The sequence below is a fragment of the Pelosinus fermentans JBW45 genome, from assembly GCF_000271665.2.
Taxonomy (GTDB): Bacteria; Bacillota; Negativicutes; order DSM-13327; family DSM-13327; genus Pelosinus; species Pelosinus baikalensis.
In genome coordinates this window covers 1,124,147-1,136,331 of the sequence record NZ_CP010978.1, presented here as the reverse complement: position 1 = coordinate 1,136,331, position 12,185 = coordinate 1,124,147, and the positions used below count along the sequence as shown (strand labels likewise).

Genomic DNA, 12,185 nt, shown 5'->3' with positions numbered 1-12,185 from the left:
CGGCAATCTTCTCTATATAGGCAATATAGGATTTTCTTTCACTGTAGATAAAATGACCGTAGTACGTGTTTTAGCAACACCTGGAATGGATTTGATATTTTCACTCACCATCCGTTCTAAATCCCGCGTCCCTTTACACCGTACTTTCAACACATAATCCTCGTCTCCAGCAATATGGTGACATTCTTGTATTTCCTTCGTATCTTGCACAAATTTCAGAAATCCTTTTCGATGTTCAGGCTTGTCAAGATAGATAGCAATATACGCAGCTAAGCCATAGCCAACTGCTTCAGGGTCTATTAGCGCATAATATCCTTTGATAATACCACGCTCCTCTAACTTATGTACGCGCTCAGCTGCCGCTGGCGCTGACAACCCTAAGAGAGCTCCCAATTCCGCCCAAGTGGTGCGGGCTTTTTCCATCAGCTGCTTTAATGCTTTCGAATCGATCGAATCAACCATCTCATACCTCCGTTTAGTATCTTTTGTAGTAATTATAGTTAATATTAATAATAAATGCAATCTTTCTTGGATGTTTATCTAAATTTAAACAAACAAAAACGAGCTACGTAGATAATCCTACACAGCTCATTTCACCTCAAATTCACTGCCTCAAAGATTTGCCATCAGAATTGCTCCTTTTTGCAGGTTATTCTTGATAAAACACCTCTTGCAAGTTCACGACGATTGGAGAATTATCCGGATTGGTCTCCATCACATCTTTCATATAGTCCCACCATTTTTGACAGATCTGGGTCTGGGCACTTTTATTCCATCTTTCTTCATCTTCAATTTCCAAATAGGCAAACAGAGTATTGCTGGTAGGATCAAGATAGATAGAATAACGATGTGCACCATGTTCTTTAAGCATCTGCACCATTTCCGGCCATATTTCATCATGCCTTTTTTTATACTCTGCGTGACAATTAGCAAACACCTTCATAAGGCATGCTTTACGAATCATTTATACCCCATCCCTTTTAGAAATTAAAAGTATCTACATTCTCCTTAGTAAAATCTAAAGGCTCTCCCATAATAATTTCTTTATTATCGGCTTTATAAGCAACTTTACCTACAGTAGGGACCTCCATGCCATCAGTGGGAGTTTTCCCGTCAAGAAGTTGCTTGGCCATATACATACTCAAATAACCAAGTTTACCAACGTCCCATAAAGTGGCACTTTGCGCTGCGCCGCTCTTTAAATATTGTCTCATTCCGTTTGGTGTAGCCAAACCAACCAGCTTGATTTTTCCAATTACGTTTAATTGTTCAATCGCCTGTGCAGCACCGGGTTCAGCAACGGTAGATAAGGCAGCGATTCCCTTTAAATTAGGGTAAGCCTTCACTAAATTCTGCGTTTGTGCAAATGCCTTTTGCTGATCTTCTTCACTTGGTGCAATGGTTACAAGAGTAATATTAGGATATTTAGCAGCTTGCTGCTCTTTCATCCACTTAATCCAGACATTTTGATTCGAGGCAGTTAATGAGGCTGTTAAGATCGCATATTCACCACTGCCGCCGATTTCTTTCGCTACATTGTCCATAATGTGACGACCAAGTATTTCAGGAGTCGTTTGATTAATAAATAAATCACGAGCGTCAGGTGTAGAGTCAGCATCATAGGTCATTACTTTAATTCCGGCTGCCTTTGCTTTCTTAAGAGCTGGAGCAACGGATTGGGCATCGTTCGCAGCAACGATCAAGACATCGACTTTTTTGTTAATTAAGTCTTGAATGATATTTACCTGTTGTGCAGCATCTGCAGAAGTTGGACCTGTATAGAGAAATTCAAAACCAAATTCAGCTGCTACCTTCTTAGCACCTTCTGCACAAGTATCAAAATAAGGACTGCCAATTACTTTAGGAACCATTGCGACCACTTTCTTGCCCGTTTTCGCTCCACTATCTGCTTTTGGAGCATTACTGCTGCTGCTACCGCATCCCGTCAACAGCAATGCAATAAACATAAAAACCAATAACATTGTAACTGTCTTTTTGGCTTTCATTCCAAGTCACCTCATTATTATATTTTTGAAATACCCGATACTGGTTCCGAATCAGGCTCTACCTACAATTCCTCCTTTCGTTTTGGTGTACACCTATGAGCCTTGCTGTTAAACCGGGTACTTCCACGACCAGCATTAGTTGAAATTCAATTTTATAAAGATGGCAATTTTCCTTTTGATAATCGATACGTTGTTAATGAGCAGCACCACAATCAAAGCCAAACCCATCAATAAATTTTGGGCAAAAGGACTTACCCCAATCAGATTTAATCCATTGGCCAACACTGCAAAGACACTGACACCAATTACCGTACCAAAAATTGTACCAGAACCCCCTGCAATATTAGTTCCTCCTAGGACTGTAGCTGCAATACTTTGCATTACATATACGGCCCCCAGATCTGCTCTGGCAGTAGAAACCCGGGAGGAGATAATCCAACCAGAAATAGCCGACATGATACCTGCAAAAATATATACATACAGTAGCACTTTATCAACCTGCACCCCAGAAAATACAGCAGCAACGGAATTATTGCCTACTGCATATACTCTCCTCCCCCAAGGTGTCTTGGATAATAAAAGAGAGGTCAAGATTGCCAGCACCAGAAAGATTAAGGTTTGCACTGGTACATTGCCAAACAAGTAACCCTGACCTACAAAGTAAAATTCCTCAGGCAAGTCAGAAATCGCGTTTCCTTTACTTAGCACCAATGCGATACCATTGAAGAATGTCATTGTTCCCAAGGTTACCAGAATCGGCGGTACACCAATTTTCGCGATCAATACCCCATTAAATGCGCCGCATAATGCTCCTGCCAAGATTCCTAGCAGAATCGCTGCAACAAGGCTGCCAGACCAGCCATAGCTCATGGCAATCACAATGGTAGTCAAACCAGCAATGGACCCGACAGAAAGGTCAATACCAGAAGTAATAATAATAACCGTGACGCCCAATGCCAATATCCCAAATTCTGACATTTGCTGGGTAACAGATAAAAGATTATCAATTGTTAAAAATGAAGGTGATAATAAGCTCATAATGATAATCAAACCGCTGAAAAACAACAGTAGAATCAATTCGTGAGACCGCTTTATCCCAATCATACGCTACCACCTGCCTTTACTTCTTCGGCGACATAGATTACTTTTTTGCGCTCTTCTTTTTTACGGTTATTCACAACATCTAGGGTTACAGCCGTAATTAAAGTCAATCCAACCACTACATTCTGCCAGTAAGGCTCTATACGCATCAAAATAATACCGTTTTGCAATACACCAAGAATCAGCACACCAATCAGGCTGCCCAGCAAACTGCCGCTTCCGCCCAGAACATTTGCACCACCGATAACGACAGCGGAAATAACCATTAATTCAAAGGATGTCCCTGCATTCGGATCAATGGTTGCTAATTGAGCACCATATAAGATGCTGGCAATTCCCGTTAATGCACCCATATAGGCAAAGACAAACATAGTTACCATTCCTGTATTGATACCCACCCGTGATGCGATGGCGGGATTGCCTCCTAAGGCATAGATACTCCGCCCCAGGCGAGTATGCTGCGTAATAAAATAGGTTACCCCAATCACCAATAACAAAATGATAATGGGAATGGGAATTCCCATTACGGAAGTGTTATACAGGCTTGTGTACCAGGCAGGCAATGCAGTAACCCATTTTCCATTTGTATACAATAGCAAACTTCCGCGGAAAATATTCATGGTACCTAAGGTAACGACGATGGCAGGTATCTCAGCACCAGCAATCAATATACCATTTAAAAGCCCTAATACAATTCCACTGACAATTCCCACAGCCAGAACAGTAAGGATATTAGAACCAGGAATTAAGGCTACCAAACCAACAAATATGGCTGCGAAGCCCAATTGAGAGCCAACGGATACGTCAATACCGGACGTAACAATCACTAAGGTCATACCCATAGCCATAATAGCTAAAATAATATTATTCATAACGATACTGAGTAAATTCGACGGAGTCAGAAATGTAGGGGTTATAAGTGATATACATATACTGATAACCATGAGCATCATAAACATGACAAACTCACGTTTTTTAAGCAAATCATTCATCGTGCATCCTCCTTTTCTCATAGGGTTACCTTTTATGCACCCAAGGCTTTTGCTAAGATGGCTTCTTGGGTTGCAAGATTTTTATCGATAACGCTAACGATACTGCCTTGTCGCATGATGAGTATTTTATCACTCACTGCTAATATTTCAGGCAGCTCCGAGGAAATGACGATTACACCAATGCCGTTATTAGCCAATTGCCGCAGCACTTTATGGATTTCAATTTTTGCCCCTATATCTACACCGCTTGTGGGCTCATCCATAATTAAAATCTTGGGGTTTGTAACCAGCCATTTTGCTAGAACTACTTTTTGCTGATTGCCGCCGCTTAACTGCCCAACCAATTTGTCCAGTTCTGTAGGCCTGACATCTAGTTTTTCAATATATTCCTGAGCAAGCTGTCTCTCTTTTGTTACATCCACACACTTATAGGAATTACAAAGACTGTTTAAAATGGATAACGTGATGTTCTGGCAGACACTGCTTTTACCAATGAGTCCTTCCAGTTGTCTATTTTCCGGCACATAGCCAATACCGTATTGGACAGCATCATTGGAAGATGCAATGGTAACAGCGCTGCCATTTAAAATGATCTCACCAGAATCTGGCTTATTGAGACCAAAGATTGCCTTTGCCAATTCGCTGCGTCCTGAACCAACCAGCCCTGTGATCCCAATAATTTCACCTTTCCTTAATGTAAAGGAAATATCACGAAAATTTCCTTTTTTACTCAGATGATTCACCTTTAAAACTTCTTCATCCCAGATTTTTTCAGCATTCATGGAGATATATTCTACATCCCTGCCAACCATTAACCGTATTAATTCTGGGCGATCCACATCCTGTATATCATGAGCAGCGATAAATTTACCATCTCTTAATATGGTTACGCGGGTAGCAACATGATAGATTTCGTCAAATTTATGACTGATAAACAAGACAGCAATGTTGTTCTTGCGCAAATTGTCAATAATCTGATAGAGATTCTCCACTTCCCCTGATGACAAGGTGGATGTAGGTTCGTCCATAATAATTAAGCTGGCGTTGAAACTAATCGCTCTGGCAATGGCAACAATTTGCTGGGAAGCCAAATTCAAATCTTTTAGCATCATGTAAGGATCAATCGCTGCCCCTACTTTTGCAATGGCACATTCAGCCAATTGCTGAATCTGAGACCAATTCAGCTTTCTTTTCCACACTTCATCATTGCCAATGCAGATGTTCTCGGCAACCGTTAAATTAGGAAACAAACTAATATCTTGGTAAATAACAGAAATTCCCTTGCGAATAGCATCCATCGGATTTCGTATGATGACTTTTTCATTATTAATATAGATCTCGGCACCATCATCTGGAAAATGAACACCAGACAGCACCTTAATTAAGGTGGATTTTCCCGCTCCATTCTCACCTACAAGGGCATGAACTTCACCACGCTTAATATCTAAAGATACATCATCTAACGCCTTAATGCCGCTAAATGTTTTGCTGACATGCTTTAATTGAACGATATAATCTGAGGTCAACCTGCTCTCCTCCAATCTCAATTGATTAAGAATACTTACCGAATATCTAATACTCCAGCTACTGGTTTCACGCCAAATTCTTTTGCTAAATCAATTAATTCCTGATCAGTAAGACTTTGCTGCACTCCGCCTTGATGAGAGCTAATTAACATATAAATTTGCGCTGCTTTTTCAACCGTTTCAATCAAACCAAAGGTTTCATCTATGGTTGTACCTGCACCGAAAATTCCATGCTGTGGCCAGATTACTAAACGAAAATCTTTCATTTTTTGAGCTGTACTCTTACCAATTTCGTTGGTCCCTGGAACAATCCATGGGATGACCCCTATGCCATCGGGAAACACAACTAAGCATTCGGTACACATTTGCCACAGGGTTTTCGTGAATTTCTTTTCGTCAAGATCATGTACAAAGGTCATCGCCAATACATTGGTTGCATGGGTATGCATAATAATACGGTGATTTTCATCTTTCTTCAAACGTTCAATATGACTCATAAAATGTGCTGCTAACTCACTTGTTGGCAAACTGCCGTCTTTATAACCCCATAGGATTTCAATTCCATTTCCATCGCTCTGAACTCGAATCACACCCAAATTTTCCTCTGGATTCATTACTACATTCTTAAAATATTTCCCCGTTCCCGTCACAATAAAGTATTTCCCCGCCAATTCTGGAACAGGAAAAGGCAAAGCCACACTACGTTTTATATCCAGCACATTTATGTATTGTTTTACGATATCTTCCTGAAGCAGGTAACTAATATTCCCGCCATTGCGTTCGCCCCAGCCCATTTCCCAAAGGTTGCGGGTAACTTCCATCATCTCTCTTACAAAAGGGATCTCATGCTCAATCATGATACTCATATCCATTCCTCCCATTACTATTTGATTACCGTTTCTGCAATACCTCTGCTTCATATTGCTTCACTTCTGTGAGCCAGGCTTCTCGTACTGGAACATGATTTTTTTGACAATAGTAATCCCAAATCGCACCAAATGGATAGGATTTTAGTTCTTCTAAAATTGCCAGGCGAGTCGTAAAATCAGCTGTTACTTCTGCCTTTTTCAGCCTATCTGTCGGCTCCAGCATGGCACGAAGCAGCGCCTTAATCATATTACGCGCACCAATGACCCATGCAGCAATGCGATTGATACTGGCATCAAAGTAGTCTAGTCCAATATGTACTTTACCCAATAAATGATTGCGTACCAATTCTTTGGCGATTTCTTGCAATTCATCATCCATAATGACAACATGATCACTATCCCAGCGTACAGGACGGCTCACATGCAATAAAATCTGGGTATCAAATAATGATATTGCTGAAAGTTTATTCGAAATGGTTTCCGTCGGATGGAAATGTCCTGCATCCAGACAAATGGCTTTATTATTTTTAAGAGCATAACTCATGCAGAATTCATGAGAACCAACTACGTAACTTTCGGATCCGATACCGAAAAGTTTACTTTCTACTGCATCCACATTAAATTGAGAATCTATTTTTTCTGCAAATACTTCATCAAGGGCTTCTTTCATCCTTTTTCTAGGTGCCATACGATCAATGGGCACATCCTTGAAACCATCGGGAAACCAAAAATTAGTGACACAGGTCTGCTGCAGTTCTTTACCGAAATATTCTGCTATTTTGCGCGATACCTTGCAGTGTTTGATCCAGAACTCCTGAATCTCAGGATTGGGATGACTAATACTAAATCCATCTTGAAATTTAGGATGAGAAAAACAAGTTGGATTAAAGTCCAGACCCAGCCCCTGCTTTTTTGCCCATTCTACCCAAGTCTGAAAATGTCTCGGCTCTAATTGGTCCAAATCTACCTTTTCTTTTGTATCTGCATAAATAGCATGTAAATTAACTTTATGCTTTCCTGGAATCATGGAAAGAGCTTTTTCTAAATCGCAGCGAAGCTCCTGAGGAGTGCGAGCGGCTCCTGGATAGTTACCCGTCACGGAAATGCCTCCGGACAATGCTTCATTTCTTAAGAATCCGTGAACATCATCTCCCTGCCAGCAATGTATGGAGATTTTCACTTGGCTTAATTTTTCTAGTACTTTGTCTACATCAATTCCCAGTTCGTTATAAAGGGCTTTTGCAGCTTGATACTGATTTTGTACTTCAGTACTCATTTTGACTTCCTCCCATTTTGCATAATATGTAACTATTTTCTCTGCCTTTTATCCGCCTAAGGTGCCAGAGGTTAGCTGTGCAAACTGCTTATCGATTTCGTCAAGCTGATGAATGGGAGCTGGCTGATAGGTTTTAATCGGAAAAGACTCCCTAATCACTTTTCGCGCTTCTGCCAGATTCGCGAGTTCACCACAACTAATCATTTGCACAATAATATTGCCAAGGGCAGTCGATTCAATGGGACCTGCAATAACGGGAATTTCTACAACATCAGCTGTGAGTTGGCAAAGCAGTTCATTTTGTACCCCGCCACCAACTACATGCAGAGAATGAATCGGATATTCATTCAGCAAAGTAAGTTCTTTTAACGTCTTGCGATACATTAATGCGAGACTGTCAAAAATGCATCGTGTAAACTCTCCCGCTGTTTGTGGCACCAGTTGTCCCGATTTTTGGCAATAACGCTGCACTTCGATCACCATATTTTCAGGTTTTAGAAAACACTCGTCATTACAATCAATTAGAAATTGGAAGGGCTTTATTTTCTTCGCTTCCGTAACAAGGTCTGCAAAAGAATACTCCTTTTCAAGCTGACGACGGACTTCTTGAATGAGCCAAAGCCCCATAATATTCTTTAGAAAACGATAGGTGCCATAAGCGCCCCACTCATTTGTATAATTCATATTATAGGATTGTTCATTCGCTATAGGAGACTTATTTTCCACACCCATCAATGACCAAGTCCCGCTGCAAAGATAAGCAAAGTTTTTCTCCGTACCTGGGACCCCAAGAACAGCAGAAGCTGTGTCATGAGTTGCTACACAAATGAATTCACATTGGGGTATATCGTATTTTTTCCTGATGGATTCCTTAATGGGTCCCAAGGATTCTCCAGGCTCCGTCAGCGTTTCAAACTGCTCGCGTTTCACACCAATCAACTGTAGTAACTCCTCATCATAATCTTTTGTTTCCAGATTTAACAACTGCGTGGTAGAAGCATTGGTTTTTTCACTAATTAACTTACTCGATAAACGATAATATAAATAATCTGGCACCAATAGTATTTTATGTGCTTTCGCCAACTCTTTTTTATCATGCACATACAACTGGAATAAAGTATTGAAACTTAAAAACTGGATTCCTATTTTTTTGTAAATGTCTTTTAAAGATTTTTGTTTTTTCACATTTTGAATGGCCGATTGAGTCCGCTCATCACGATAAGCATAGATCTCCTGAATTCGATTACCAGCCACGTCGATCAATGCATAATCCACGCCCCAAGTATCAATACCTAAGGTGCATTCATCAATGCCTTCCTTTCTTGCTGCTTCCAGGCCATTGATAATTTCTTCTATTAATTTTTCAATATTCCAAAAATAATTGCCATTTCGCTCTTCAATTCCATTAGGAAAGCGATAAATTTCCTTCAAAAGAATCTTTCTATTTTCATAGGTCCCTACTACTAAGCGCCCACTTGAGGCTCCGATGTCCACTGCAATATGCTTTTTCATCAGCACCATCCTTTAATTTGCGGCATCTACAACCCACTATCGTCTTGATTCTCATATCTTTCATTTTTTTGAATTAAGGTTCTTATTTTTTTGCTATTATTTTCCTCCCAAATCACCTTCATTTTATCACGCTTTTCTGTATTGTCAATATTTTTGTCATTTTTTTAACTGTTTTATCTTTGTTAATCTTTTATTCATACATTTAATTGCCTAAATTAATCTTTTATTTTATCATTACATTTCTGCTATTTTGATTTTTCAAATCCATCTTAAAATAATTGTCATTCATATATACATTATTTTATAAATCTTTATTCCATCTTTTTTAATCTTCTTTTTTTAATCATTAATTCTTTATTCCCACTACATAACAGATTTTTATTTGTTTTTTATTCCAAATGCCATTATACTAGAATCATCTTGAAAGCTACCATTTCAACAAATCCAGAGGAGGAAGCCCAATGCTTGGAATTGAACGTCGACAACGGATTATTAAACTAATTCACGAAGACAAAAAAGTCTATGTATCCAATTTAAGTCAACTGTTTAAAGTTACAGAAGAAACCATTCGTCGCGATCTAGAAAAGCTGGAGAATGAAGGTGTATTATCCCGCACTTATGGGGGTGCTGTTCTAAATCAATATACAATTGAAGATCTGCCCTTTCAGACAAGAACTTCTATGAATCATGAAGTGAAGCAAAATATTTCTTTGAAAGCAGCTAATTTAATTCATGATAACGACACAATTATGATTGATGCCAGTACAACATGCTTGGAATTACTACACGCTCTTCAAAAAAAGAAGGGAATTACCATCATTACCAATTCCGTAAAAATTCCTTATGATTTTATCAGTTCTAATTTCAACATTATTTCTACTGGTGGAACCCTTCGGGCTCATTCTCTTGCCTTAGTGGGATCAGTCGCTCAAAATGCATTGCAGAATTATTATGTGAATATGGCCATAATGAGCTGCAAAGGTTTATCCTTCGATAACGGAATTATGGAATCAAATGAACCAGAAAGCGAATTTAAAAGAAGAATGATCAAACAAGCCGAAATGGTCATTTTACTTGTAGACCATACGAAATTCAATAAAACCGGTTTTATAAAGTTATTTGACTTTAGTGATATTGACTATATTGTTACTGACCAAGAACCAGATCCTAATTGGATGGAACTTTTTAATACACATAATGTCAAGGTCATTTATTAAATTATAAAGACCAGCACCCTATCGGTGCTGGTCTTTATAATTTAAAGATCGGCCTTGACCTGAACAATTTTCAGAAGATGTATCGCTGTCCCAAGCATCATACGTACCTCTGCTGAATCAAGTGATACATTCAATATGTTTTCTATCCTTTGTTTTCTATTTTGAATGGTTTTATAATGAAAAAACGTCTGTTTTCCAACTTCCTTCAAGCTAAGCCCCGACAAAATCTTCTCCAATGTATCAACTAATTCCGTTTGATTTCTCTGATCATATTCAAGTAAAGGTCCTAATGTTTTCTTAACAAATACCTCAGATTCATCTGAATCAGCAAAAGGAATTAAGACTTGATAAACACCACAATCGTCAAAATGATACACCTTATGCTGATTCCAAATCCTCTTACCAATGCGCACTGCTGATTGGGCATGCTTAAATCGAAGAGCGACGCGTGTTAACGAATCAAAATAGTCGGCTATACCAATATGAGCTTGTAAGCCAGGAAAAGATAATGCTACAAGGTCAATGTAGGATTCTGCCAATTGTATCTCTTTAGTTTTATGGTAAGAAGAATCACACATAGCACTCAATATGCCAATACCTTCAGGCACTTCCCAGGCAATTGTAGCCTCTTGATTCGTAAGCTGATCAATCAGCACATCCATATTTTTTTGTCTCTGCTCCAATGCATTGACTTCACTAAGAAAACTGCCACTATCATCAATACTCAGAAAATATAACGAAAAATGATTAGGAAGCTGAATTCCTAACCGATAAGCATGATTGTAAACATCCGACTCAATTTCGATATCACCATTTAAAAGTTTCGTAAAGAAATCATTTTTTAACCTTCGCTCATAGGATTGCTGCAAATCATTTTCCGCCAGTTTTCTTTGGGTAATATTTCTGATTACACAAAGAAATCCCATATTCTGCCCCTCTTCATCCTTAGCGGTACTCATTAAAGATTCCAGCCAAATGATTTCTCCATCTTTACGCTGCTGCTCTACTTCCATAAGCACAGAGGGATCTCCCCCATCTTGCCCAGCCATCTTGCCTAATTGTATACCAATAAAAGGCAGTACTTGCTCCGTTAAAGATAGTTCAATAAAGTCCGCTGCCGTATAGCCGAGTAATCTCTCAATGGATGGACTGCAGTAGATAACCTTCATATTATCATCCATAAGTACGATCATGTCGTCCATATTCTTAGCGATGAGTCGATACTTTTGCTCACTTTCCTTAAGCTGCGCCTCACGCTTCTTTAATTCGGACATATATTTTTTTTCATTTTCTTCTGCTTGTTTTAACCGTTGTATCATGATGTTAAAGGATGCAGAAAAATCCCCCATAAAATCAATACGCTGATTAAAATCGCCTGAAGCAATCATACTCGTCTGCCAAGTTAAATGCCGTAGATTAGACTGTAATGCTTTTAATGCTCCAGCCCAATACCCCTTCATGCTTAGATTCTGGGATAAATCACCATTGGATATTCCATAAGTAAATTCTCGAATAGTCATAAGGTCTTCAACTAATTGTAAAATAGCCGGATGATCATTAAGGTCATCAATTAAAAATGCTGGTTTACCACGCTTTCTTAATAGATCATTCAACAGCAATTCAATGGTTTCTGTATGATTCACCTTCAATCCCCCTGACGCCGTTAACTAACTGCGCAAAACAATA

11 protein-coding genes are annotated in these 12,185 nt (G+C 39.1%); 1 reads left to right on the top strand and 10 read right to left on the bottom strand.

All coding sequences use genetic code 11. The features are described 5' to 3' along the window. Positions 1-12: 12 nt before the first annotated feature. The 9 genes from JBW_RS04600 to rhaB form a co-directional block, all read right to left on the bottom strand. Complete coding sequence (locus tag JBW_RS04600; RefSeq protein ID WP_007955543.1) at positions 13-462, bottom strand: Lrp/AsnC family transcriptional regulator; 450 nt, start codon at positions 460-462, stop codon at positions 13-15. Positions 463-649: 187 nt separating this feature from the next. Next, positions 650-964: an L-rhamnose mutarotase gene (rhaM, locus tag JBW_RS04595; protein ID WP_007955544.1), complete on the bottom strand. Its 315-nt coding sequence runs from the start codon at positions 962-964 to the stop codon at positions 650-652. Positions 965-980: 16 nt separating this feature from the next. Beyond that, positions 981-2,006, bottom strand: coding sequence for an autoinducer 2 ABC transporter substrate-binding protein (locus JBW_RS04590; RefSeq protein ID WP_007955552.1), 1,026 nt, complete (start codon positions 2,004-2,006; stop codon positions 981-983). A gap of 135 nt (positions 2,007-2,141) precedes the next feature. Then, positions 2,142-3,110 carry an ABC transporter permease gene (locus JBW_RS04585; protein WP_007955554.1) on the bottom strand — a complete coding sequence of 323 codons (969 nt, stop codon included), beginning with the start codon at positions 3,108-3,110 and terminating at the stop codon, positions 2,142-2,144. Next, the gene (locus JBW_RS04580) at positions 3,107-4,099 is read right to left on the bottom strand and encodes an ABC transporter permease (protein ID WP_007955555.1); all 993 of its coding nucleotides are present in this window, start codon (positions 4,097-4,099) and stop codon (positions 3,107-3,109) included. Before JBW_RS04580 ends, JBW_RS04585 begins: the two co-directional genes overlap by 4 nt. Before the next feature lie 32 nt (positions 4,100-4,131). After that, positions 4,132-5,625 carry a sugar ABC transporter ATP-binding protein gene (locus tag JBW_RS04575; protein ID WP_007955556.1) on the bottom strand — a complete coding sequence of 498 codons (1,494 nt, stop codon included), beginning with the start codon at positions 5,623-5,625 and terminating at the stop codon, positions 4,132-4,134. 35 nt (positions 5,626-5,660) lie between these two features. Then, positions 5,661-6,491: a rhamnulose-1-phosphate aldolase gene (gene rhaD, locus JBW_RS04570; protein WP_007955557.1), complete on the bottom strand. Its 831-nt coding sequence runs from the start codon at positions 6,489-6,491 to the stop codon at positions 5,661-5,663. 25 nt (positions 6,492-6,516) lie between these two features. Next, positions 6,517-7,770, bottom strand: coding sequence for an L-rhamnose isomerase (rhaA, locus tag JBW_RS04565; protein ID WP_007955558.1), 1,254 nt, complete (start codon positions 7,768-7,770; stop codon positions 6,517-6,519). Between the two features lie 48 nt (positions 7,771-7,818). Further along, positions 7,819-9,282, bottom strand: coding sequence for a rhamnulokinase (gene rhaB / locus JBW_RS04560; protein ID WP_007955559.1), 1,464 nt, complete (start codon positions 9,280-9,282; stop codon positions 7,819-7,821). Positions 9,283-9,743: 461 nt separating this feature from the next. Here rhaB and JBW_RS04555 point away from each other — a divergent pair, with 461 nt between their 5' ends. Beyond that, entirely contained in the window at positions 9,744-10,499 is a 756-nt protein-coding gene (locus tag JBW_RS04555; RefSeq protein ID WP_007955560.1) for a DeoR/GlpR family DNA-binding transcription regulator, read from the top strand. Positions 10,500-10,540: 41 nt separating this feature from the next. Here the strand turns inward: JBW_RS04555 and JBW_RS04550 are convergent, their stop codons facing one another. Further along, the gene (locus tag JBW_RS04550; protein WP_007955561.1) at positions 10,541-12,142 is read right to left on the bottom strand and encodes a PAS domain S-box protein; all 1,602 of its coding nucleotides are present in this window, start codon (positions 12,140-12,142) and stop codon (positions 10,541-10,543) included. Positions 12,143-12,185 lie beyond the last annotated feature (43 nt).

Excerpts from the sequence above, each read along its gene's own strand:
- JBW_RS04600 (WP_007955543.1), bottom strand. The coding sequence starts at position 462 with ATGGTTGATTCGATCGATTCGAAAGCATTAAAGCAGCTGATGGAAAAA.
- rhaM (WP_007955544.1), bottom strand. The coding sequence starts at position 964 with ATGATTCGTAAAGCATGCCTTATGAAGGTGTTTGCTAATTGTCACGCA.
- JBW_RS04590 (WP_007955552.1), bottom strand. The coding sequence starts at position 2,006 with ATGAAAGCCAAAAAGACAGTTACAATGTTATTGGTTTTTATGTTTATT.
- JBW_RS04585 (WP_007955554.1), bottom strand. The coding sequence starts at position 3,110 with ATGATTGGGATAAAGCGGTCTCACGAATTGATTCTACTGTTGTTTTTC.
- JBW_RS04580 (WP_007955555.1), bottom strand. The coding sequence starts at position 4,099 with ATGAATGATTTGCTTAAAAAACGTGAGTTTGTCATGTTTATGATGCTC.
- rhaD (WP_007955557.1), bottom strand. The coding sequence starts at position 6,491 with ATGAGTATCATGATTGAGCATGAGATCCCTTTTGTAAGAGAGATGATG.
- rhaA (WP_007955558.1), bottom strand. The coding sequence starts at position 7,770 with ATGAGTACTGAAGTACAAAATCAGTATCAAGCTGCAAAAGCCCTTTAT.
- rhaB (WP_007955559.1), bottom strand. The coding sequence starts at position 9,282 with ATGAAAAAGCATATTGCAGTGGACATCGGAGCCTCAAGTGGGCGCTTA.
- JBW_RS04555 (WP_007955560.1), top strand. The coding sequence starts at position 9,744 with ATGCTTGGAATTGAACGTCGACAACGGATTATTAAACTAATTCACGAA.